The sequence below is a fragment of the Ruminococcus sp. 1001136sp1_2201st1_G3_2201SCRN_220225 genome (genome assembly GCF_040924365.1).
Classification (GTDB): domain Bacteria; phylum Bacillota; class Clostridia; order Lachnospirales; family Lachnospiraceae; genus Blautia_A; species Blautia_A faecis.
Map to the genome: position 1 here is coordinate 16,114 of NZ_JBCOME010000033.1, position 24,936 is coordinate 41,049.

Consider the following 24,936-nt stretch of genomic DNA (forward strand, 5'->3'; position numbering starts at 1 on the left):
GCATGTATGTGTGAAAAATTGCAGAATAATTACAAAATAAAACGAGAGCACCAGACATGCAGATCCAGATTACAGGCTGTATGTTTGAAAATATGGGTAGAAACATGAACACAAAAAGCAAAGTAATTGTGCTTCCCTGTGAAGCTTACGACGAAGAACGAATTTATACACTTATGAAAAATGGTCTGGCTCAGCTGGGAGGTCTGGACAACCTTATAAATAAAGAAGAAAAAATCCTTTTGAAGCCTAACCTTTTGAAAAAAGCAGAAGTGGAGAAAGCGGTCATCACGCATCCGGTTGTGGTGGGTGCCTTTGCCAGGATTCTACATGAGGAAGGTTATAAGAATATTGTGCTTGCGGATTCCTGTGGTCACGGGACTACGAAACAGGTAATCCAGGGCACCGGAATGGACACTTATCTGGAAAAATATCAGATTCCGGCTATTGATTATACGAAAGGCGTGCGTGTGGAAAATCCGGATGGTGTCCAGGCGAAGGAATTTATCCTTCCGAAAGAACTGCTGGAGGCAGAGTGTGTGATTTCTCTTTCCAAAATGAAAACCCACGCTCTGGAGCGAATTACAGGAGCAGTGAAGAACAGCTATGGATTTGTATATGGGAAAAATAAGGCCATTGGTCATACTAAATATCCCAGCGCGGACAGCTTCGCCCGGATGCTTATTGATCTGAACCAGTATGTAAAGCCAAGACTTTATATTATGGATGGAATCACTGCAATGGAGGGAAATGGACCGGGCTCCGGAGACCCGGTAGCCATGAACCTGATTCTGATGTCCACAGATCCGGTGGCACTGGACAGTGTGTTTGCAAGACTGGTTTATCTGAAACCGGAGATGGTTCCTACCAATTACCATGGGGAGAAGATGGGACTGGGAAATTGCAGGGAAGAAAATATTGAGGTTGTGGTAGTTGAGGAGAATCCTTCGGCATCAGCAGTGTGTGATGAAGGAAGTGAAATAACTGGGCGCGAGAAGCAGCGCCAGAATGCAAAGGTTTCTGTAGATAAAAAGCAGATTGGTATTGACGTGGTTTGTAATGTGATTTCGATGGAAGCATTAATAGAAAAATATGGCAATCCCAATTTCAATGTGGATCGCACGAAAGTACGAAACAATGTCTGGACAAAGCTTGCCAAGGCTCTGAATATTTTCCAGAAGAAACCATACATTGAGCCTGACAAATGTATCCGTTGTGGAATCTGTGTAAACAGCTGCCCTGTGCCCGGCAAAGCGGTAGATTTTCGAAATGACAAAAATAATCCGCCTGTTTATGATTATAAGAAGTGTATTCGCTGCTTCTGCTGTCAGGAAATGTGCCCGAAGAAAGCGATTAAGGTGAAGTGAGTGTAAAATACTCCGAAGGGAACATCGGAGAAACATCAGAGTAATTTCGGAGATAAAGAAGAAAAGCCACTACCGAACGTCAACTAAGTTGTGACGTTCTACAGTGGCTTATGTATTTTATCGTCCGATCATCTTCGCTACTTCCCTGATATATTCCGGTGTGGTACCGCAGCAGCCCCCTACAATACCGGCACCTGCATCAATCAGAGCTTTCACATGTCTGGCAAAATCCGGCGCTTTCATGGAATAAACGGCGTTTCCATTATCATCAATGAACGGCATACCGGCATTCGGCTTGGCAATGACCGGGATGGAGACATTTTCTTTAATATTGCGGATAACAGAAACCAGCTGATCCGGACCAACAGAGCAATTCACGCCCACAGCATCTGCACCTGCAGCCTCCAGGGAAACAGCAGCCTCGATAGCATTTCCACCGCTGAAAATACTTCCGTCTGCGTCTACCGTCATGGTACACATAATCGGCAGCTCGCAAACTGTGGAAGCAGCATCCACAGCGGCCAGAGTCTCTTCGATATTGATCATGGTCTCAGCAACGATCAGATCCACGCCGGAATCCTTCAGAATTCCAATCTGCTCCTGATACATTTCGAAAGCTGCCTCATAGGTCATCTCCCCGGCAGGAGCCATCATTTTACCACTGGTGGTAATATCCGCAGCAACGTAAACCTTATGGTCTGCCGTATCCGCGACTTCTCTTGAATAGGAAACCAGAGTGCGGTTGATCTCCTCCATACGGTCCTGCAGACCATGCATGGTAAGGCTTACACGGTTGCCGCCAAAAGTAGGAGTGTAGATAATATTGCTTCCCGCTTCGATATAAGCTCTCTGAAGATTCTGGATCACATCCTTATGCGCCAGCACCCATTCCTCTGTGCATACCCCCTTCGGCATGCCGGCAGCCATCAGGTTGGAACCTGTAGCGCCGTCCAGAAGAACAATATTCTGTGCCAGTTCCTGAAACTCTTGTTTTGTCATATTGTAATTCCTCCTTAAATTGGCAGAATATTGCATTCAAATGATATTTGCATAACATGCCGCCCATTGTGGTCTGCAACTATCTGGCGAACATTTATCCTGCCGGATACGGTTGATTTCGTCATATTCCTGTCCGCGTCCTGGAAGTTATAACGTTTTCATAAAAAAATTTTATAAATCTTTCGTATTATAACACTATTTAACTTGATTTTCCAGTTGTCAGCGTATAAAATATAAGATATGCTTTTGATAGGTGCTGACTATAAAGTGAACAGCAGCCCTTAATGACAAAAGAAATAAAAAAGGAGCTAAAAGATGAGTAGAAGGAGAAGAAGAAACGACTGGATACCAGGCGCGGTGATCACCATCATCGTCATTATGCTTTCTGTTGTTTTTATGGGACTTCTGGCAATGACCAAGATGATCCCGACCATTTATATGCTGATCATCGGCATTGTACTTGCGGTGATCGCAGCCATTATCTGGCTGTTGGTATGGCATACCAGATACACAGGCCGCTTTATTGGCGGAACTGTTTTGGCAGTGATCATGATTGCCATTCTGGCATTCGGCGGTTTCTATATTAATAAGACAAGATCCGCCATCAGCAATATTTCCGGTGAGACCACTGAGGTCACACAGATGGCTGTTTATGTAAAGAACGATGATGCCGCTGATTCTGTAGAGGCAACTGCCGGATATACTTATGGTATTCTTTCCTCACTTGACCGTGAGAACACAGATGGCGCGGTAGCACACCTGAACAGCGAATTCGGCACAGAGGTACAGACGAAAGAGTACGCAGGTCTGACCGAGCTTGCTGACGGAATCCTAAACGGTGAAGTAAATGCTATGCTTCTGAACAGCGGATATCTTAGTGTATACGAGGATATGGACGGATACACAGATTTCAGCACTAAGATAAAAGAGGTTGGAACAGTAGACGTTGAATCCACAATTCAGTCTGCAGAAGAGTCCACCCCTATAGAGCCGATCACCACTGCTAATGGCGGTAAGGTTTACACCATCTATCTCAGTGGTATTGATACCAGAGGTGAGATGACAGCTAAGAGCCGAAGCGATGTAAATATTATTGCCACTGTGAATACAGATACACATGAGATCCTGCTGGTTTCCACACCTCGTGATTACTTTGTACCGCTTTCTATTTCCGGAGGTGCACCGGATAAGCTGACACATGCCGGTATTTATGGAATCGATGTGTGTATGGATACTCTGGGAATGCTGTATGATATTGACATTAATTATTACTTCCGAATTAACTTCGGTGGATTTGTGAAGGTAATCGATGCACTTGGCGGAATTACCGTTAATTCAGATTATGATTTTGATTCCAAGAATATTCTGGGTTATCATTTTAACAAGGGTGAGAATTATGTGAATGGTGAGCAGGCGCTTATCTTTGCAAGAGAGCGTTACGCATTCCAGGAGGGTGACCGCCAGCGTGGTAAGAACCAGATGGAGGTTATCCGTGGTGTTGTGAAGAAGGCACTTTCTCCGGAAATCCTTACCAGCTATTCCTCCATTCTTTCCAGTCTGGATGGATGCTTCGGTACTAACATCACATATGAAGAGATCGCACAGATCCTTCAGCAGCAGCTTACCAATGGGGGCGACTGGACAATCGTTTCCTACAGTGTAAATGGTACCGGTGCTACTGAGAAACCATATTCCATGAGCCAGAAGGCATATGTTATGGTTCCGGATTATAACACTGTTGATAAGGCTAAGAGCCTTATGGAAAAGGTTCGCAACGGTGAAGTGGTTACCCAGGAGGAAGCTGACGCACCAGTTAGTGGAAGCACAAGCACTGACAGCACCTCCACAGAAACTGTGACCGAGCCAGGTACAGTAGCAGCCGAGACACAGGCTGCGACAGATACCACTGCTGCAGATGGAACTACAACCGAAGGCGCAGCTGATACTACTACACAGCAGTAAAGAGAATGAGATTCCTCTGGTGAGAGGAATCTAAATATAGAAAGAAGCAAATCATTATATAACGTGGTTTGCTTCTTTTTTGATAAATTTATAAACTTTTAAGATGATTTTTATATTATATTGTGATAAAATGGGGATATAGAAGAAGGAAAGGCGGGTGAATCTGAGTTTACATTCTTGGATTTTACAGAAGATGACATCGCACAGCTTAGTATGATACCACTTATGGGTGGACAGATGAGCCGTAAAGATAAAATTAAAGAAGGGATTTTTATAGCGAAAGAAGAGCATAATGACATGGCGGATAAAGTGATGGCTATGTTGTATACTCTGGCAGATAAGTTCTTGGATGGAGCAGAACTTGATGAGATTAAGGAGGCGATGACAATGACGAGATTGGGACAGATGATAGAGAAAGATGGACGTGAAAAGGAGCGTATAGCCTTAAATACGCTGAATAAAAAATTACTTTCTTCCAATCGCATTGAAGATTGTATAAAAGCTACAGAAGATGAAGAATATCAGAAAAAACTCATGAAAGAATTTGGTATAAAATAAATAAAACCTGGCCGGGACATCACTTACCTGATCGTTCCCGGCCCTAACTATGTTAGAAACATATAGAAGCAAATTTGCATAACCCACCACCCAACTGGAAACAATAAAAAAAGATGACCTCCAAGTCGCATTATTTCAGTAATGCGTATTTGCGCTGCAAACAAGCAGAAAATCAGTACAATTTGGACTATCGACCCCGAATAAAGACCCCTTATTTTAGAAATTGAGATTTTTCAGTATCCGGTCACCTTTTCCAGACAGCAAAAAAGACAGTCACACCAGAGGTCTCTCACAAGAGAATTCTCTGGTATAACTGCCTTTTCTGAAATTGTTTATTCTGTTATATTGCCTGCTCCATCATCTGATTCATATACTGTCGCTTCGTTTCCGCCTGGATATGCACATACAGATCCAGTGTGGTTCGCACGGAAGTATGTCCAAGTATTTCGGACAGGGACTTGGTATCGAAGCCATGTTCCACCCAGCGACAGGAGAACTGATGCCGGAGAGCATGGATTTTAATGGGGGGAATTTCACATGTTTTTAGCAGCGCTGCATATCTGCGTTGGATGACCCGCGGCTCCATGCATCTGGCAGTTCCAGACAAAATATATGCGGAGCCATCTTTGCGAAAACATTTCGCATAAAAAAGCAGCTTGTCTGGCAATGGAATTTCCCTGTTGGAATGTTCTGTCTTCGGCGGACCGATATACAGAATGGTTTTTGGGATTTTTCCAGTGTCCGGATTGGCGGTCTGATCCAGATTTTTGATGCGGATCACAGTACGCTGTATGCGGATTTTGTGCTGGGCGAAATCCACATCTTCCCAGCGCAGGCCGCTGAGTTCGCCTACACGGATGCCGGTATGCATGCAAAGCAGCAGACCGAAATGGAAATCACTGATATTGTCAATAAGAAATTTCTCCAGCTGGTTATAGTTTGCAAGCTTCATAATCTGCACCTCCTGGCTGGTGCCAGCCAAATGGGGGTAGCGGATTGGTTCACTGGTATAGACGCCTCCCTTTGCTGCAAAGTTCAAAATGCTGCGGAGTACGCTTAAAATTACATGAATGGTTCCTGCAGACAATGTCAGCTCTTTTTTCTTATGAATAAGCTGCGTGATCTGAGAATTGCTGATTTTCCGTATCCGGGTGCTGCCAAGCTCCGGAAGAAGCTGGTTCTTCAGGATTGCTTCATAATTAGAAAAAGTGCTGTCCTTGATGGTATAGCGGATTTCCTGTTTCCAATGCTCAGCGGCTGTTTCGAAGGTAGCCTGGTAATTCAAAATGCCAGGGTTTCGCACCAGATGTCCATAGCCTGGCACTTCTGCAATTTTTTTGTTTCGTTTGTCCTTTACTTCGCCATATGTTTTGCCATAGAGGGAACCGTAGTGGATTTTTCCCTCCGGATCACGGTATTTGATATAACGGGCTTCCCAGCGCCCGTCCTTGCGTTTGCGTATGTTTTCACCTTTTCTGCACATAGCTGCCTCCTTATTCTATAAGTATGTACCAATTATTTGACCACGCAATTATTTTATATCGAAAAAATCCCTTTGAAAAACTAATGGGAAAAAGGTGAATTTGGAACAAATTATGGTATAATTCGACAAAAAGAGTCTATAGTCGCTATAATTGGTTGACTTTCCCTGTTATTCGCGATAGAATGTAAAACGATGATGGGAAAGAAAGCAGAAAAACTGCCTGGATGACCGTCGCATTACTGAAATATTACGAAAGAAACCAGCAGAAATCACAGACAAAATTTATGAAAACAGGATACAGCATCCGAACCTGGCGCATGCGCCTGGTTTGTCCGGAGCCTATATGGCTGGACAGGACAGAAGAATATTTTCAGAATGTGGTGGAATTTTACTACCACCTTCTGAGACAGCATGAAGAACTGTGGAACAGCAGCCTCTTCGATATCCAGCGCAGTCTGGAGCTCCTGACCCTGGCCGGTCGGGACGGCAGACAGCCCACCAACCCCTTACCAATGGGGAAAGTACCTGTCTACCTGAGACGCGCAGCCATCAACAAAGCATCTGCCACAGTAAAAAGCACCCAGGAGCTTCAATCCGGATTCCCTGAGAAGCTGGAAGCCAAGGTTACTTTTTTCAAAGGAATGTATTCCGACCTCACCGACAGATCCATCTGCCTGAAGCTGTGGAACGGTGAGAAATGGATCTGGACAGACTGCAATCTGAAAGGACGCCCCTTTCCCCAAGATGGTCAGCTAATGTCGCCCACCCTGGTAAAAGAGGGCAGGCGCTACCTGCTGAATATCCCGGTGAAACAGGAGAACAGCGACGCCCGCACTGCCAAAGAACGAATGGCAGAAGGCACGAGCCTGTGCAGTGTCCGCTTTACAAACACAGACACCTTCGCAGTGTGTTGCATTCTGGATGAGCTGGGAAATCAGCTGGCTGTACACACCTGCCGGGGCGGAGATGCGTACCGCCACCGCTGCAAGCTGCTGGAGACCAGAATACAGAAATCTAGACCGAACACAGTGGGAGATAATAGTCCCCAGCCAAACCGGAAGTACTACATGCACCTTAAGAACCTGTCCGAGCACTACGCCCACCAGGTCAGCCGTGAGATCCTGAACTTCTGTAAAGAAAATCAGGCAGGAATCATTGTCCTCCCCGATTACGACCAGAACTTCACCCGGATGGCAATGGTAAAAAGCGGCAATTTTTCCCCGCTTCACTTAAGCAGTAAGATCCGGACCAACCTGCAGTACAAAGCCTGGGCAGAAGGCATTCTGGTACTGGAAACCAGAACAGACGGACTGAAAGACAAATGCGCCATCTGCGGCGGCAAGGTTCGCCGGAAGGGAAATGAATTCCTCTGTGAAAATGGTCATCAGGGAAACCGCTTCCTGAATGACGCCAGAAATCTTGGCAGGAAATGCCAGGAGAGTTTTTTTCGCGGAAGTAGAACAAAATAATTATTGACAACAAAGATAAAAATGATAATAAGCAGCGTTACGAACGCTCTTATCTATAAAACCGGGTAACCGGGCAAAGAGGCTGCGCCAGTGACGCAGGCTTTTCGGCAGACCACCGCCGGTGCGGGTTCCGGACTTCCCCAAGATATCCTGGGAGTCGCCGAAGCACCAGACAGGAAGCTATCTGGTAAGTGGTCAAAGTTATGAAAAAATGGGAGGAAAGGACTGGGGGGGTAACTCCGTCCATATGATTAAGAAATGACAACGAAAAAACAAAAAACCGAACGCAAAAAAAGAAAGTTGGAGCATTGGCAGGTAATTGCACTTTACTTGATGATTTATGATGTGATCGCCGTAAACGCCGCATACTTTCTCGGACTGTGGTTCCGCTTTGATTGTACATACTCCGCAATACCCGGAGAATATTTGTCTGCCTATCTGAAATTTGCACCATGGTATACAGTATTCTCTGTTTTGGTCTTTTGGGCATTGCGCCTCTATAACAGTGTGTGGCGCTTCGCAAGCTACAGTGAGCTGTTAAGAATTTGCTTATCTACTGTAATTACATTCCTGTTCCAGATAATTGGAATCACATTTGTCATTCAGAGAATGCCAATGTCCTATTATCTTTTCGGAACCATTATTCAATTTTGCCTGATTACAGGAATCCGTTTTTCGTATCGATTTGTTCTTCTGGAAAGAACACGGAAACAGAAGGAAGAGGAGGGCCCGTTGCATCACATTATGCTGATCGGTGCCGGCCAGGCAGGACAGATCATTCTCCGCGACGTGGAACGTGCCAAAGAGCCGAAGGGAAAGGTCTGCTGTATTATTGACGATAACCCGAATAAATGGGGACGTTATATGGAGAGTGTGCCCATTGTAGGCGGTCGTGATGACATTCTCGCAAGTGCAAAGAAATATAAAATCGACCAGATTCTTCTGGCAATTCCAAGCGCAAGTGCGGCAGAGCGAAGAGATATCCTAAACATCTGCAAGGAAACCAAATGTGAAATGAAGATTCTTCCAGGTGTGTACCAGTTCGTCACCGGAGAAGTGTCCCTCAGCAAAATGAAAGACGTGGCAGTGGAAGACCTTCTTGGAAGAGAACCTATCAAAGTAAATATGGATGAGATTTTCCGTTACATCTGCGGAAAAACCATTCTGGTAACTGGTGGCGGCGGTTCCATCGGAAGTGAGCTTTGCCGTCAGATCGCAGCCCACGCTCCGAAACGACTGGTGATCTTCGATGTCTATGAGAACAATGCCTACGATATTGAACAGGAGCTTCGTTCCAAATATCCACATCTGGATCTGGTGGTACTGATCGGTTCCGTGCGCGATACCAGAAAGATCAACAATGTATTTGAAACATACAAACCAGACATTGTTTACCATGCAGCTGCCCATAAGCACGTACCTCTTATGGAGACAAGCCCCTGTGAGGCAATCAAGAACAATGTAATGGGAACCTATAAAACAGCTCACGCCGCTTTGAAAAATGGCTGCCAGCGTTTTGTACTGATCAGTACAGACAAAGCTGTGAATCCAACCAACATTATGGGAGCCAGCAAGCGTCTCTGCGAGATGGTTATTCAGACAATGGATAAGATCAGCAGAACCGGAAGAGAAGATCTGCTTCCATTACTGGGAAGCCACTATGAGGACAGCGAGGAAGCACTTGCAGAGGTGGCAGCGACTTGTGAAAATCCAGGAGCAAATGGCGAGAGAAAATACAGGACTGAGTTTGTGGCAGTGCGCTTCGGAAATGTGCTGGGAAGTAATGGATCTGTTATTCCGTTGTTTAAGAAGCAGATTGCCAAAGGTGGTCCGGTAACGGTTACCCATCCGGACATTATCCGTTACTTTATGACCATTCCGGAAGCGGTAAGTCTGGTGCTTCAGGCTGGAACCTATGCAAAAGGCGGAGAAATCTTTGTGCTGGATATGGGAGCTCCGGTGAAGATTGATACACTGGCAAGAAACCTGATCAAGATGTCAGGACTGACACCGGATGTGGATATTAAAGTGGAATACACCGGGCTGAGACCTGGGGAGAAGCTTTATGAAGAAAAACTGATGGCTGAGGAAGGTCTGACTAAGACGGATAATGATTTGATTCATATTGGTAAGCCGATTCCGTTTGATACGGATGAGTTCTTACATCAGCTTGAGAATCTGGCTGTTGTGGCATATGGAAATGATCCAGATATTAGAAGTTATGTGGAAGAAATTGTGCCGACTTATCATGCGGCGAAGGATGATTTGAAACTGCATGGGGAGACATATAAGAAATTATTCAATAAAGCAACTGAAAATAATTATTAATTCATTTGAACATATATTATTAAATTTTAAGAGAGGAAGAGAACAATGAAAATACCATTTTCACCACCAGATATTACAGATGCAGAGGTTGAACAGGTTGCAGAAGCACTTCGTTCCGGTTGGATTACTACCGGACCGAAAACAAAAGAATTAGAGCGTGAAGTTGCTGATTTTTGTGGCGTTAACAGAGCAGTATGTTTGAATTCACAGACAGCTTGTGCGGAAATGACACTGAGAGTTTTAGGAGTAGGAGAAGGTGATGAAGTAATTACCTGCGCTTATACCTATACAGCAAGTGCATCTGTAGTATGCCATGTAGGTGCAAAACTTGTATTAATCGATACACAAAAAGATTCTCTTGAAATGGACTATGAGAAACTTGCAGATGCAATTACAGAAAAAACTAAGGTAATTATTCCTATTGATCTTGGTGGTGTACCATGCGATTATGACAGAATCTTTTCTATAGTTGAAAGTAAGAAACATCTGTTCCATCCGTCAAACGATATTCAAAAAGCAATAGGAAGAATTATTGTAATGACTGATGCAGCTCATGCGTTTGGAGCAGAGTGGCATGGCAAAAAGGTTGGAAGTATTGCTGATTTTAGTAACTTTAGTTTTCATGCAGTGAAAAATTTTACAACTGCAGAAGGTGGAGCTGCTACATGGAAAGATATTGAGGGAATTGATAATGAAGAATTATATCATAAATATCAATTGCTTTCCCTTCACGGACAGTCAAAAGACGCTCTTGCTAAGACTCAGCTTGGTGCATGGGAATATGATATTGTCGGTCCATGGTATAAATGCAATATGACAGATGTTGTTGCAGGAATTGGTCTTGCACAGATGAAACGTTATAAAGGCTTACTTGCCAGAAGAAAAGAAATAATTGGAAGATATGATGATGCATTTAAGCCATTAGGAATTGAAGTCCTGAATCACTATGCAGATGAACATCAGTCATCAGGTCATCTTTATATTACAAGAATTCCGGGGATTACTCTGGAACAGAGACATGAGATTATTGTAAAAATGGCGGAAAAAGGAATTGCATGTAATGTACATTATAAACCATTGCCAATGATGACTGCATACAAGAATCTTGGGTTTGATATTAAAGATTATCCAAATGCTTATAAGAGATTTGAAAATGAAATTACACTGCCACTTCACACTAAATTGACTGACGAAGAAGTGGAATATGTAATTGAAAATTATTGCGAGATTGCAAAGAACTATATTGGAAAATAATTAGGAGAAGTAATTAATGATTTTGAAAAAATGGGATGACCTTCCTGAATTTATGAAATGTGATGAGGTAAAGGTATACTATGATATTTTATCACGAAAGAAAGGGAGTCTGGTTCTGAAACGGATTTTTGATATTGTAGTGGGGGTTATCCTGTTGATTCTCCTGGCTATACCTATGCTGATTATTGCAGTGATGATAAAAATGGACTCGAAAGGACCTGTTTTTTATCGCCAGGAGCGTGTGACCAGATACGGCAAAAAGTTTAGAATACATAAATTCCGTACTATGGTAAACAATGCAGATAAGATTGGAACTGCTGTAACGGTTGGGGGAGATTCAAGAATTACTAAAGTGGGGGCAAAAATTAGAGACTATCGTTTGGATGAACTCCCACAGTTGTTTGATGTGCTTAACGGAGATAGCGGTATAATAGGGACAACCAAGAAAAACCTTGATTTTACAAGGGTTTCGCTGGCTTAGTCGAATCTGGTTATGATGATTTTTCTGCATGGTTGTGTCGGTTAAGCTAGGAAATTATGTACAAATAAATGGTTTCTTGGATGCTTATTTTGACCCACACTATAAGCCGAAAAATTATGATAAGGAGGTTTGACCTAGCCTGCGGATGCTCTTCAAAAAAGAACATTCACAGGCTAGTTGTCGTGTTAAGGACTCCAAAATTGTTGGGGGGGGGGTAATGGACTATATGAAAAGGAAAAATTGTGAGAATGAATATGAGAAGCAAGTAAGAAAAATTATCTTCATTGAACGATGAAAATTTAAGTTTTTAACAAAAAAGAAAATGCAGGAAAAGTAAGATTAAAACCTGCGGATGGAGAAATACAAATGAAATATAAGAAGCGTAATGTTCGATGGATGCTGGTTGTATATGATTTGCTTGTGTATGAATTATCAGCGGTGTTGCTTTTAGGACTTTATGGTGGAAATGATAAACTTTCCATTTCAGGTATGTTGCAACAGATGGTTCTTGCACTGTTATGTGTATTTTCAATTAGATTGATTGGAAATGTATATGGACAGATTTGGAGATATGGCGGTATTCAGTGTTATATTCGACTGTTATATACAGATGCAATAGCATTTTTTTGTCTATTTGATTTTAGAACTGGTTCTTCCAGTTGAGAAAATTACATTTGCGAGAATGCTGTGTTTGATCAGTATAAATCTCTTAGGCGCATTGGCGTTAAGGATGATGTACAGATATGCATATAAATGTAGCAATCAGGAAACGAAGCAGGGGAGATTTTTAGCTTCCTTATTATACACATTCGGTAGAGTAAAGAAAGGAAATGATAAAGAAGTCCAGAAAATAAAAATAGCAATAATTGGAGCTGGACGTGTAGGAGTAAGTTTTGCGGAAGATCTTCTGAATAGTGATGAAGCGGCATACATTCCGAGATGTTTTATTGATATTAATGAAAATAAAGTAGGTCGTGAAATTCAGGGATTACCGGTATGGTCAGAAGATGAAGCAACATTTAGAAAATTGAATGAGTATGAAGTACAGGAAATTGTATTTGCTATACCGTCAATGGATGCAGAAAAGAAGAAAACATTATATGAATACTATAAAAATGCTGGATATAAATTAAAAGTTTATGATTATCCGACTGTTTATGCGGCAGGAGGAAAGCGACATTTAAGAGAATTTGATATTGAGGAATTACTGTTCAGAAAGCCATTGGTGGTATCTGATGAGCATACAAATGAATATTACAAAGGCAAAGTTGTTTTGATTACAGGTGGTGGCGGTTCCATTGGATCGGAGCTGTGTCGTCAGTTGGCAAAGATGCAACCGAAACAGATTGTTATTTTGGATATTTATGAAAATGGCGCATACGATGTTCAGCAAGAATTAAAAATTGCATATGGAAATACTTTAAATCTTCAGATTGAAATTTGTTCTATTACACACAAGAAAGCACTGGAACGTGTATTTGCTAAGTATCATCCACAGATTGTAATTAATGCAGCAGCACATAAGCATGTGCCTTTAATGGAACATAACTGTATCGAAGCCATCTATAACAATGTATTTGGAACACAGAATCTGGTAGAACTTTGTGAAAAATATGAAGCGGAACGTTTCATGATGGTGTCAACGGACAAAGCGGTTAATCCTACGAATGTTATGGGGGCTACCAAGAGAATGTGCGAAATGATTGTACAGAGTGCCAGTACGCATGGAAAAGTGAAGTACAGTGCGACACGTTTTGGAAATGTATTAGGTAGTGCGGGTTCAGTTATTCCGTTATTTAAACGTCAGATAGCTAATGGAGGACCGGTTACAGTTACTGATAAGCGAATTATCCGATATTTTATGACTATCCCAGAAGCATCACAGCTTGTACTTCAAAGTGGTGCTATGGCAAATAATGGAGAGCTTTTCGTATTGGATATGGGACAGCCTGTAAAAATAATGGATTTGGCAGAGAATATGATTCGATTGTCTGGTGTACAGGGAATTGAAATTGTGGAAACCGGATTAAGACCGGGAGAAAAGTTATATGAAGAATTGTTGGTTAAAACAGAAGAATTAGATAAAACAAGTAACAGTATGATATTTATTGAGCGTGATTCAGCATTAAGTGCGGAAGAAATTAATACTCGTCTGAATATGCTTAGAGAAGTTTGTGAAACAGGAGATGATTCACAGGCAAGAGAAGTATTAAGAAAAGCTGTACCAACATTTAAAAAGCCGGAAGAAGTTAATCGAGCTGCTGAATTTGCCGTACATCAAAAAAAGAGCGAGCCTGAAAGGGAAGAAGCAGTAGCTATATAAAATATAACAAGATTGTATTTTTACAAAAATACGGGAAGGACGCATATGCATTACGAAACAAAATCAATATTAGACAAAATTAAAGGTTCTATTATTTTGGCAACAGAAGAGGGCGAACAGGAATATGCAAATGTTGATGCAATTCCAGAGAATCTATTGGATGCTGAAATGATTGTTAGTGCTATTGAGGCAAGAGATAGCAAAATTGTTCTTTATTTGAAAAAGAATGAAATAGTTAAAAATGATCTGAATGCAGATTGGGTAAAAGAAGAGGTAGGAAGAACGGGTGTTGAGCCAGGATTTTTCTAAAATAATCAGTCAGATAAAAGGAGAAAACAATATTATGAAGATTCCATTTTCACCGCCAGATATAACAGAAAAAGAAATTGAACAGGTGTCAGAAGCATTAAGATCTGGATGGATTACAACTGGGCCTAAGACAAAAGAATTAGAGCGAGAGGTTGCAGATTTATGTGGAGTAAATCGTGCAGTTTGTCTTAATTCGCAGACAGCTTGTGCAGAAATGACTTTGCGCTTATTAGGAGTTAAAGAAGGCGATGAAGTCATTACATGTGCGTATACATATACTGCAAGTGCGTCTGTAGTATGCCATGTAGGGGCAAAACTTATTTTAATTGATACTCAGAGAGATTCTCTTGAAATGGATTATGAGCAGTTGGAAAATGCGATTACTGAAAAAACAAAAGTAATTATTCCAGTAGATCTCGGTGGAGTGCCATGTGATTATGATAGGATTTTTTCTATTGTAGAACGTAAGAAAGGCTTATTCCATCCGGCAAATAAAATACAGGAAAGCATCGGCAGAGTGATTGTTATGGCAGATGCAGCACATGCTTTTGGTGCAACCTGGAAAGAGAAACCAGTTGGAAGTATTGCAGATTTTTCAAATTTCAGCTTCCATGCAGTTAAGAATTTTACAACTGCAGAAGGTGGTGCTGCTGTTTGGAAAGATATTGATGGAATTGATAACGAAGAAATTTATCATCAGTATCAGTTGTTATCACTTCATGGTCAGTCAAAAGATGCACTTGCGAAAACGCAGCTTGGGGCATGGGAGTATGACATCATTGGACCTTGGTTTAAATGTAATATGACTGATGTTGTAGCTGGAATCGGACTGGCACAGATGAAGAGATATAAAGGTTTGCTTGAACGTCGAAAAGAAATCATAGGAAAATATGATGCAGCATTTAAGCCAATCGGAATAGAGGTATTAAATCACTATACAGAAAACCACCAGTCATCTGGTCATTTGTATATAACAAGAGTTCCGGGAATTACGTTGGAGCAGAGGCATGAGATTATTGTGAAAATGGCAGAATCAGGCGTTGCCTGCAATGTGCATTATAAGCCGTTGCCAATGATGACTGCATACAAAAATATGGGATTTGATATTAAAGATTATCCTAATGCATATAAGAGATTTGAAAATGAGATTACTTTACCGCTTCATACAAAACTTACAGATGAAGAAGTGGATTATGTGATCGAGCAGTTTAGTAGAATCGTGAAAGAATATATTTAAATGTGATAGAAGAAATAGGAGATACAGATGTTACGAGAATGGGAGAAATTACCAAAATTTATGCAGACGGAGGAAGTTCGTCCATATTATGACAGTTTAAAAAAGAAAAAAATTAGTTTGGCTTTAAAAAGAGGATTTGATGTATTTGCTGCATCTGTTATGCTCGTAACATTTTCTCCTGTATTAATTACTATTTCAATTATGATTGTAAGAGATTCTAAAGGAGGAGTGTTTTATCGTCAGGAGCGTGTTACACAATATGGAAGAAAATTTAAAATATTTAAATTCCGAACAATGGTTGCTAATGCAGATAAAATTGGCACCCAGGTTACCGTATCCAATGACAGTAGAGTTACAAAGGTAGGCGAAAAACTTCGTAAATATCGTTTGGATGAATTGCCGCAGTTAATAAATATTATTTTAGGCGATATGACGCTTGTAGGAACCAGACCGGAAAGTACGCATTATGTAAAGAAGTATACACCAGAAATGTATGCTACGTTGTTATTACCGGCGGGAGTTACATCTGAGGCGAGTATAAAATATAAAGATGAAGCAGAGTTATTGGATAAAGCAGACGATGTGGACAAAGTATATGTAGAAAAGGTTCTTCCTGAGAAGATGAAATACAATCTTGAAAGTATTAGAAAATTTAGTTTTATACATGATATAGGAACAATGATAAAAACAGTTTTTGCAGTGATTAGGTAGGGAGTGTGTATGGAAAAAGGATTAGTATCAGTTATTACGCCGACATATAATTGTGCGAAGTTTATAGGGGAAACAATTGAATCTGTTCAGGCACAAACGTATCAGCAATGGGAAATGATTATTGTTGATGATTGCTCGACAGACAATACAAAAGAAATTGTCGATAAATATATAAAAGAAGATAGTAGAATAAAATATTTTTGTTTAGAAAATAATTCTGGAGCTGCCGTTGCAAGAACAAAAGCAATGGAATTGGCAAATGGGGAATATATGGCTTTTTTGGATTCTGATGATATTTGGCCAGAAGAAAAATTGAAAAAGCAATTAGCATTTATGAAAAAGCATGATGTTGCATTTTCTTGTACAGCGTATGAACAAATTGATGAAAATGGGAAATCATTAAATAAAATTATAAAGACAGTACCAAAGGCTGATTATAATCGAGTGCTTTTAGATTGCCCGGTAGGAAATTCTACGGTTATGTACAACGTAGAAAAGATGGGAAAATTTGAAGTACCTAATATTAGAAAACGAAACGATGATGCTTTGTGGCTTCGAATGTTAAAAAAAGAAAAGTACATTTATGGTATGAAATCGGTGCTTATGAAATATCGAATAAGACAGAATTCTATTTCAAGTAATAAATTCAAAGTGATTAAATATCATTGGATTTTATATAGAAATATAGAACATCTTAGTATAGTTAGAAGTGTTTTTCATATTGCATATTGGTGTGTGATTAAATTGCTAAAAATTAAGTAAGGAAATAAATATGAAAATATCAGTATTAGTTCCTACGTTAGGAACAAGAGAAAAGGAAATTAGACGATTATTAGAAACACTGGAAAAACAGTCATATAAAGACTTTGAAATTATATTTGTAACACAGGATAATCATGAAATTGTAAAAGATATAATTTGTAAATATAGTAATTTGGATATAAAGCAAATTGAAATGAGTGTAAAAGGATTATCACGAGCTAGAAATAGAGGATTAGAGCAGGCATTAGGCGAGATAGTAGTATTATCCGATGATGATTGTTGGTATCCTGCAAATGCATTTGAAATTATTGTAAATGCATTTAAAAAAAGACAATGTGCTAAAATTGTATTATCACAGATTTTTGATCCGGAAAAAAATATTCCATATAAAAATTATACTTCCAACGAAGAGTATGTAAGAAACAAATTACAGCTCATGTCAAAATCGTCTATTGAAATTGCATTCAAGAAAGATTTAGTGCTGAATAAAAAATTTGATGAACGGTTAGGTTTGGGAAGCGAATTTGTTTGTGGAGAAGAAGTGGATTTCCTTTTAAGTAATTATGAAAAAAATGCAATCTTTTATATACCAGAGGTAACGGTTTATCATAAAAAGAAAGAAAATGGTAGTAGCAACAAACAAATTATTGCTAAAGGGGCAATTTATGGAAAGAATTTTAATATATTTATTTGTTTATTAGTTTTACTTAGAGATTTGATGTTAAAAAAAGAAAATAATTTTAAATACTTTTTTGAGGGATATAATGAATATTTTAAAAGAACAAATTAAACTGTCAGTAGCTTATCCTGGATGGCGTTCGGCAATAAAAAAATTAAAATCAAATAAAAATAAAAAGATTTTTTTATTTGGAACACCTATGCATGGTAATTTGGGGGATCATGCAATCGCAATCCAAGAACAATATTTTTTTGAGGATTTTTTCCCGGACTATGAATATTTTGAAATATTGATGCCTATGTATCACACACAAAAAGAAATAATAAAAAATACAGTAACACCTGAAGATTTAGTTGTAATTTCGGGTGGTGGATGGATGGGGAACTTATGGATACATAATGAATGTGTTATACGTGAGATTGTGCAGAACTATCCCAATAATAAAATTATTATTCTTCCACAAACAGTATATTATACTTCAGACGAACTGGGAGAGAGGGAATACAGAATAACAAATGAAATATTAAAAAAACATAGTAATTTACATATTTTTGTAAGAGAAAGGAAGTCTTACAATTTTATAAAACAAAAATTTGAATTTACAGGAAACTCGGATGTATATTTAGTACCAGATATGGTTTTGTATGGGAAAAATATGATAACAAAGGAAAAATGTACTGGATATGAGAAAGTGATAAATGTATGTATTCGAGAGGATTGCGAATCCGAGCAAGAAAATATTGATGATTTCTATGAAAAAATAAAACAAAATTATAATATTAGAAAAGTTAGTACTGTTATAAAATCGCCAGTTGTTTTAAGAAAGCGAATAAGTGAGTTGCAAAAGTCGTGGGAAACTTTTGAAAATGCAGAAATTACTATAACAGATCGTTTACATGCAATGCTGTTTTCTGTATTAAATGGGACTCCATGCATTGTTTTAAATAATAAAACTGGTAAAGTTTTTGGAGTGGCAGATTGGCTTGATGATACAAATATGATTGTAAGAGCTAATTCGTTAAGTGAAGTGCTTGAGAAATTAAAGAGAACAACTATATGGGAACATAAAAAATATGATAGAGAAAAATTGCTAAACTATTTTGAAGAAATGGCAGACGTAATACGAAAGGATTAAGTATGGAAATTAAAAGATTGTTAGTTATCAATGTACCAATTAAAAATTGTAATCTTAAATGTGAATATTGTTATATTTCAGCATTGAAAGAAAATGAAAAAGGAGCAGCTAAATTTTTATATACTCCAGAGCATGTTGGCAAATGTCTTTCAAAAGAGAGGTTAGGAGGCACTTGTATTATAAATCTAACGGGAGGAGGAGAAACTCTTATTCCGAAAGAAATGCCGCAATATATTTACCAATTATTATTACAAGGACATTTTTTAGAGGTTGTAACAAATGGAACATTGACAAGTCGATTTGATGAAATTGCTGAGTTTCCAAGAAATTTGTTAGAGCATTTGGAATTCAAATTCTCTTTCCACTATGCAGAGTTAAAGAAAAAAGGATGGCTAGATAGATACTTTTCAAATGTGAAAAAGATGTGGGAAAAGGGATGTTCGTTTACTGTTGAGTTAATGCCTTATGATGGATTGATTGATGATATTGATGAAATTATAAATCTTTGTAAATCAGAACTAGGAGCAGCATGTCAAATTACAGTAGGACGAAATGATTTGACTGAGAAAAAAGATCTTTTGACATCTATGTCAAGAAAAGAGTATGAGTCTGTTTGGAGAAAATTTGATTCTACAATGTTTGATTTCAAATTGGATATTTTTCAGAAAAAAATAGATGATTTTTGTTATGCGGGAGCTTGGACTTTGTACGTTGATTTAGGAACTGGGGCTGCTAAGCCATGTTATGGACAGCTTAGTAATCAAAATATATTTAAAAATCCTGAACAACCAATAATCTTTAATCCAGTGGGAAAACATTGCAGACAGCCATATTGTTATAATGGGCATGCATTTTTAACCTTGGGAGTAGTTCCAGAATTAGAAACACCAACATACGCTGATATTCGTAACAGAGTATGTGAAGATGGTAGAGAATGGTTATCGAAAGAAGTTAAAGATGCATTTTCACAAAAATTAGCTGATAACAATGAAGTATGGGATGAAAAGAAAAAGAATAGTTATGAAAGAAAGTATCCGTTTATATTTTTTAAAACGGCATTATATGACTGGAAAGAAATATATAATAAAGTTATAAGAAAACGTAAGAAATAAGGTGCAATATGAGTAATGGACAAAGAAATATAAAACAGAAAAGTACAATACTTGCAATTATATTGGTGATATATATTTATGTTCCATACTTTGCGAATATTTTAGAAAACACTTTTAAAATTTCATCGTTATATGAATATATAATTTATATGATGCTTGCGATAATAGCAATAGGAACGACAATGAGCATGAATAAACGTGTGCTTACATTTTTGTTTGTCTTTTGTTCTGCGATAATCATTAATTATATAGTAGTGCCTTATCGGTATTATGTATTTATAGAAGGTATACAAGCGTTGGTTGGCATAGCAGTTCCATGTTTGTGTGTTTCAAATAATATATTTGATTTAAGAATATTTGTTGAAAAATGGTGGAAATTTTCTAAATTAAATTTACCGTTGGTATTAGTTGCAGTTGTCTTACTTAAACAAGGGCTAGTGCATTATTCAATATTTACAAGTATATGTGTACCAAATGTATTTATTGGTTCTTACATGGTACTTCAGGGAATTGAAAAAAGAAAATGGTTATATATTAATGTTGCCATTAATATTCTTGTGACTGCTGTTTTGGGTGGACGTATGTCTGCAGTAATATCAGCGTGCATGATTTTATTTGCATATGTATATTCAGGTAAAATAAAGTTATGGAAGAAATTAATAATTATTGTAGGACTGGTAGTATCGGCATATATTTTGCTAAACAATTTAATAGATATTTTATATTGGGTAAGCCAAAAACTAGCACAATATGGAATGCAATCTCGAAGTGTTACTTTGTTGATAAATCAAATAAAAAGCAATGAGATATACTTGACCAACAGAGATTATATTTATACGGCATGTGTAGAGTATATAAGAGGTAGAGTCGGTTTGCCAGGAGGATTTGGAATTCCGCTATATATTACTTCGGGTGAATATTATTATGCGCATAATGTTGTTTTGCAATTTTTGACATTTTTCGGAATATGGGGAACTATCATTATTCTTGGAATTACATTGATTCGTGCAAGAACGATAAAGTATATTGCACCTTTAAAGTGTAAAAAATTTATGTATTTTATGCTGCTATGTTATATAGGCATTGGAATGACAGGATCGAGTATATGGATTCATTATTTATCAACTATTTTTATTGCTATTTTCTTTTTTGGAAATAGCAAGATTTATCAGTCAATAGAAGTGAGTTAGATATGAAACTTTTTCTTAAAAAAATCATAAAAAAATATAGAGATATGTCAGTAGAAATGAAAGCTGCGTCTTGGTATGCAGTGGGAAATATAATACAAAAAATTGCGCCTTGGTTGGTAATGATTATACTGACGCATTACTTAGCTACTGAGGAATATGGAATATATAGTATATTTATGTCCTGGCTAGAAATATTTGAGATTATTATAACATTGAGAATATACAGCAATGGTTATGTTGCAGGATTAGTAAGGGACGATGAAAATAGGACAACATATACAGCAACTATGCAATCGTTGAGTATTGTATTGATTGTGATTTGGACGTTAATGTATTTAATGTTTCACAAGGGCATTAATTATATTACTGGAATAAGTACTCCGTTAAGTATACTGATGATATGTTCTTTTATAGGAACTATCAGTTTCGGATTGTGGTCATCAAGACAAAGAGTTGATAACCAATATAAGAAAATGTTATTTGCAATAATTGTATATGGTCTTATCGGACCTATCGTTGGTGCATTAACCGTTTTCCTTAATTTAGATAATCCTATATTTTATGTTATAGCTACAAGGACAGTAATCCAGTTAGGGGTTGCAATTCCGTTTTTTATATCAAATTATAAAGGTACGTCCACATTATGGAAAAAAGACTATGCAATAGATGCATTGAAATATAATTTGCCATTGATGCCATATTACTTATCGATGATATTATTAAATCATTCGGATCGTTTAATGATACAAAAAATTGATGGTTATGAAGATGCTGCTTTATATAGTGTATCATATAGTGCAGCCATGGTCATCTTTGTTATAAGTGGTGCGTTGAATTTATCTTTACAGGCATGGCTGTTTAAGGAATTAAAATTAAAGGATTCGTCGAAAGATAAAAGTAAATTGATAACAGTCGGTACAATTATAGTTGCTTTTTGCGCTATTGCGGAAATTGTGATGGCTCCAGAAATAATTTTGATTTTAGGAGGGAAAAAATATTTAGAGGCAATATGGGTTATGCCACCATTAGCAATTAGTGTTATTGTTATGTATATATATCAACAATATGTAAATATCTTGTTCTATTATAAAAAGACGAAATTTATTTTGTTTGCGTCAGTATTTGCAGCAGTGTGTAATATAATTTTAAATGCTATTTTTATTCCGATTTTTGGATATGTTGCTGGTGGATATACGTCATTAGTAAGCTATTTAATAGTCATGATTTTATATTTTGTATTAGCAAGAAAAGAATGTATTGATAATGAGATACAAATGAAAAATTATTTTAATACAAAATTGCAAATGACAATACTTATAGGTACGAGTATTGTGGCATTGTCTATGGTTGCTGTATATAAAAATGCAGTTGCTAGATATTTGTTGGCTTTAATGATGTTTGTATTATTGGTTGCAACAAGGAAAAAATGGATACCAGAACTGAGAAAAGGAAAGAAAGTATGAAAAAGAAAAAACAATTAATTTTTATGTTATTTTTTCTCATAATACTTTTTACAGTAGGATATATAATTTTACCACGTATTAGAGTAAAAATTGAACAAGAGAAATGTGACAAAATATATGCAAATAAAATATTAAAATTGCCGGACAAAGAAAAAGCTAATGTAGGATTTACGTGTACAGGGCTTTATTGGGATAAAGAAGAAGAGAGTTTTTTTATAGGGAATGCAGGTAAATATAAGCCTAATGATAAGACTTTCCAGGCTTCTATCGAAATAGTTGAAAAGGATTTTTCGGCTATTAAAGGAGATATACCTTGTTATTTAAAATTTGAGAATATGAGAGATATACAAGGAGTTACTAAGTCAACAGATGGAACTATCTGGTTATGTTCTTATGGAGAAAACAAAGTTCGCCATATAGACGAAAAAGGAAATGAATTAGGAAATTTTGATATAAAAGAACCATCTGGCATTGCAAATGATAGTAGGAGTAACACGCTTTGGATTTTGACGAATAATTATTTATATAATTGTTCATATGATGGCGTAGTACAAAAAACAATTAAAATACATATAAAAGGACAAGATCAATTGTTTTTAGACGAAAAAAATGATTTGATATATTTTTCAGCAGGTGCAGACTATCATGGAGATAGCTATATTTATACAGTTGACTTAAAAACAAGTAAAGTTAAACCATTATATGTATTGAAAGATTCATATGCAATTGAAGGGATAACGATTGTTGATGATGTATTGTATGTGCTAAATGATGGTTATTATCATGACGCTGAAACGCCAATCAATCAAGTTAATATGTATTTTTTAAATAAGATACAAACCAAAGAAAATTATCAGTAAATGGGGGAAAATATAATGAAAATAGCAGTAGCAGGAACAGGATATGTGGGACTTTCTATTGCCACATTGTTATCTCAAAATCATGAGGTAATGGCAGTTGATATTATCCCGGAAAAAGTCGAGAAGATCAATAAAAGGATTAGTCCGATTCAGGATGAATATATTGAAAAATATTTGAAGGAAAAAGAGTTAAATCTGACAGCTACGTTAGATGCGGAATCTGCGTATAAGGATGCTGATTTTGTTGTTATTGCTGCACCTACAAACTATGACAGCAAGAAAAATTTCTTTGATACGTCAGCAGTAGAAGCTGTGATTAAGCTGGTTATTGAATATAATCCAGATGCAATTATGGTAATTAAATCTACAATTCCGGTAGGGTATACTGCAAGCATTAGAGAGAAATTCCACTGTGATAATATTATCTTTAGTCCGGAATTTTTACGAGAGTCAAAAGCATTATATGATAATCTGTACCCATCCAGAATTATTGTGGGAACAGATGTTGAAAATGCCAGATTGGTAAAAGCTGCGAACACGTTTGCTGGATTGCTGCAGGAGGGCGCAATTAAAGAAAATATTGATACTTTGATAATGGGATTTACAGAAGCAGAAGCGGTGAAGTTGTTTGCTAATACATATCTGGCTCTTAGAGTATCATATTTTAATGAGCTTGATACTTATGCAGAAATGAAGGGACTGAATACACAGCAGATTATTAATGGGGTATGCCTTGATCCTAGAATTGGTTCTCATTATAACAATCCGTCATTTGGTTATGGTGGATATTGCTTACCAAAAGACACAAAACAGCTTCTGGCAAATTATGCAGATGTTCCTCAGAATATGATGTCTGCAATCGTTGAGTCTAATAGAACAAGGAAGGATTTTATAGCAGATCGTGTATTACAAAAAGCTGGATATTATGCTTATGGAGATGAAAATACATATGATGCTTCTATGGAAAAAGAGGTTGTAATTGGTGTATACCGTCTTACTATGAAATCAAATTCAGACAATTTCCGCCAGTCTTCTATACAGGGAGTTATGAAGAGAATTAAGGCTAAAGGGGCATCGGTTATTATTTATGAACCAACATTGGAAGATGGAAGCACTTTCTTTGGAAGCAAGGTTGTGAATGATCTGGATAAATTTAAAGAACAGAGCCAGGCAATTATAGCAAATAGATATGATAGTTGTTTGGATGATGTGAAAGACAAAGTATATACAAGAGATTTGTATGGCAGAGATTAAAAG

22 protein-coding genes are annotated in these 24,936 nt (G+C 37.8%); 20 read left to right on the forward strand and 2 right to left on the reverse strand.

Features of this window, described 5'->3' with window-relative positions; genetic code table 11:
* Positions 1-56: 56 nt before the first annotated feature.
* Positions 57-1,364, forward strand: coding sequence for a DUF362 domain-containing protein (locus AB5642_RS11590; protein ID WP_243249322.1), 1,308 nt, complete (start codon positions 57-59; stop codon positions 1,362-1,364).
* A gap of 117 nt (positions 1,365-1,481) precedes the next feature.
* On the opposite strand, the gene AB5642_RS11595 is transcribed toward AB5642_RS11590, so the two are convergent.
* The gene (locus tag AB5642_RS11595) at positions 1,482-2,363 is read right to left on the reverse strand and encodes a homocysteine S-methyltransferase family protein (protein WP_173736488.1); all 882 of its coding nucleotides are present in this window, start codon (positions 2,361-2,363) and stop codon (positions 1,482-1,484) included.
* A 315-nt stretch (positions 2,364-2,678) separates the two neighbouring features.
* On the opposite strand from AB5642_RS11595, the gene AB5642_RS11600 reads away from it, so the two are divergent.
* Together AB5642_RS11600 and AB5642_RS11605 are read left to right on the forward strand one after the other, a co-directional pair.
* Positions 2,679-4,325 carry an LCP family protein gene (locus tag AB5642_RS11600; RefSeq protein ID WP_368371636.1) on the forward strand — a complete coding sequence of 549 codons (1,647 nt, stop codon included), beginning with the start codon at positions 2,679-2,681 and terminating at the stop codon, positions 4,323-4,325.
* Positions 4,326-4,502: 177 nt separating this feature from the next.
* Positions 4,503-4,883, forward strand: coding sequence for a hypothetical protein (locus AB5642_RS11605; RefSeq protein WP_195392017.1), 381 nt, complete (start codon positions 4,503-4,505; stop codon positions 4,881-4,883).
* A 340-nt stretch (positions 4,884-5,223) separates the two neighbouring features.
* Here the strand turns inward: AB5642_RS11605 and AB5642_RS11610 are convergent, their stop codons facing one another.
* On the reverse strand, positions 5,224-6,366 hold the full coding sequence (locus tag AB5642_RS11610; RefSeq protein WP_368371637.1) for a tyrosine-type recombinase/integrase: 1,143 nt from the start codon (positions 6,364-6,366) through the stop codon (positions 5,224-5,226).
* 224 nt (positions 6,367-6,590) lie between these two features.
* Here AB5642_RS11610 and AB5642_RS11615 point away from each other — a divergent pair, with 224 nt between their 5' ends.
* The 17 genes from AB5642_RS11615 to AB5642_RS11695 all read left to right on the forward strand — a co-directional run bounded on the left by AB5642_RS11615 (position 6,591) and on the right by AB5642_RS11695 (position 24,933).
* Positions 6,591-7,835, forward strand: a complete 1,245-nt coding sequence (locus AB5642_RS11615) for a transposase (protein WP_368371638.1) — start codon at positions 6,591-6,593, stop codon at positions 7,833-7,835.
* Positions 7,836-8,093: 258 nt separating this feature from the next.
* Positions 8,094-10,163 (forward strand): polysaccharide biosynthesis protein, encoded by a 2,070-nt coding sequence (locus AB5642_RS11620; protein ID WP_368371639.1) that lies wholly within the window; start codon positions 8,094-8,096, stop codon positions 10,161-10,163.
* A gap of 45 nt (positions 10,164-10,208) precedes the next feature.
* Positions 10,209-11,417, forward strand: coding sequence for a DegT/DnrJ/EryC1/StrS aminotransferase family protein (locus AB5642_RS11625; RefSeq protein ID WP_173718968.1), 1,209 nt, complete (start codon positions 10,209-10,211; stop codon positions 11,415-11,417).
* A gap of 16 nt (positions 11,418-11,433) precedes the next feature.
* Positions 11,434-11,898: a sugar transferase gene (locus AB5642_RS11630; RefSeq protein WP_173718967.1), complete on the forward strand. Its 465-nt coding sequence runs from the start codon at positions 11,434-11,436 to the stop codon at positions 11,896-11,898.
* Positions 11,899-12,264: 366 nt separating this feature from the next.
* Positions 12,265-12,561: a hypothetical protein gene (locus AB5642_RS11635; protein ID WP_243872665.1), complete on the forward strand. Its 297-nt coding sequence runs from the start codon at positions 12,265-12,267 to the stop codon at positions 12,559-12,561.
* Between the two features lie 28 nt (positions 12,562-12,589).
* Complete coding sequence (locus tag AB5642_RS11640; RefSeq protein ID WP_252210552.1) at positions 12,590-14,221, forward strand: nucleoside-diphosphate sugar epimerase/dehydratase; 1,632 nt, start codon at positions 12,590-12,592, stop codon at positions 14,219-14,221.
* A 45-nt stretch (positions 14,222-14,266) separates the two neighbouring features.
* Positions 14,267-14,530, forward strand: coding sequence for a hypothetical protein (locus AB5642_RS11645; RefSeq protein WP_087273338.1), 264 nt, complete (start codon positions 14,267-14,269; stop codon positions 14,528-14,530).
* Positions 14,531-14,564: 34 nt separating this feature from the next.
* Entirely contained in the window at positions 14,565-15,767 is a 1,203-nt protein-coding gene (locus tag AB5642_RS11650; RefSeq protein WP_087273379.1) for a DegT/DnrJ/EryC1/StrS aminotransferase family protein, read from the forward strand.
* A 27-nt stretch (positions 15,768-15,794) separates the two neighbouring features.
* Positions 15,795-16,478 carry a sugar transferase gene (locus AB5642_RS11655; RefSeq protein WP_087273340.1) on the forward strand — a complete coding sequence of 228 codons (684 nt, stop codon included), beginning with the start codon at positions 15,795-15,797 and terminating at the stop codon, positions 16,476-16,478.
* Between the two features lie 9 nt (positions 16,479-16,487).
* Positions 16,488-17,240 carry a glycosyltransferase family 2 protein gene (locus AB5642_RS11660; protein ID WP_087273341.1) on the forward strand — a complete coding sequence of 251 codons (753 nt, stop codon included), beginning with the start codon at positions 16,488-16,490 and terminating at the stop codon, positions 17,238-17,240.
* Positions 17,241-17,250: 10 nt separating this feature from the next.
* Positions 17,251-18,030, forward strand: coding sequence for a glycosyltransferase family 2 protein (locus AB5642_RS11665; protein ID WP_368371640.1), 780 nt, complete (start codon positions 17,251-17,253; stop codon positions 18,028-18,030).
* Positions 18,005-19,054: a polysaccharide pyruvyl transferase family protein gene (locus AB5642_RS11670; protein WP_087273345.1), complete on the forward strand. Its 1,050-nt coding sequence runs from the start codon at positions 18,005-18,007 to the stop codon at positions 19,052-19,054. The genes AB5642_RS11665 and AB5642_RS11670 overlap by 26 nt, the downstream gene beginning before the upstream one ends.
* Before the next feature lie 2 nt (positions 19,055-19,056).
* Positions 19,057-20,166, forward strand: a complete 1,110-nt coding sequence (locus AB5642_RS11675) for a radical SAM protein (RefSeq protein WP_087273347.1) — start codon at positions 19,057-19,059, stop codon at positions 20,164-20,166.
* A gap of 8 nt (positions 20,167-20,174) precedes the next feature.
* A complete protein-coding gene (locus AB5642_RS11680; protein WP_009246053.1) occupies positions 20,175-21,356 on the forward strand; it encodes a hypothetical protein in 1,182 nt (393 codons plus the stop codon).
* Positions 21,357-21,358: 2 nt separating this feature from the next.
* Entirely contained in the window at positions 21,359-22,819 is a 1,461-nt protein-coding gene (locus tag AB5642_RS11685; RefSeq protein WP_087273351.1) for a lipopolysaccharide biosynthesis protein, read from the forward strand.
* Positions 22,816-23,679: an esterase-like activity of phytase family protein gene (locus tag AB5642_RS11690; RefSeq protein ID WP_227200754.1), complete on the forward strand. Its 864-nt coding sequence runs from the start codon at positions 22,816-22,818 to the stop codon at positions 23,677-23,679. The genes AB5642_RS11685 and AB5642_RS11690 overlap by 4 nt, the downstream gene beginning before the upstream one ends.
* A 15-nt stretch (positions 23,680-23,694) precedes the next feature.
* Entirely contained in the window at positions 23,695-24,933 is a 1,239-nt protein-coding gene (locus AB5642_RS11695; protein ID WP_087273381.1) for a nucleotide sugar dehydrogenase, read from the forward strand.
* Positions 24,934-24,936: the final 3 nt, after the last annotated feature.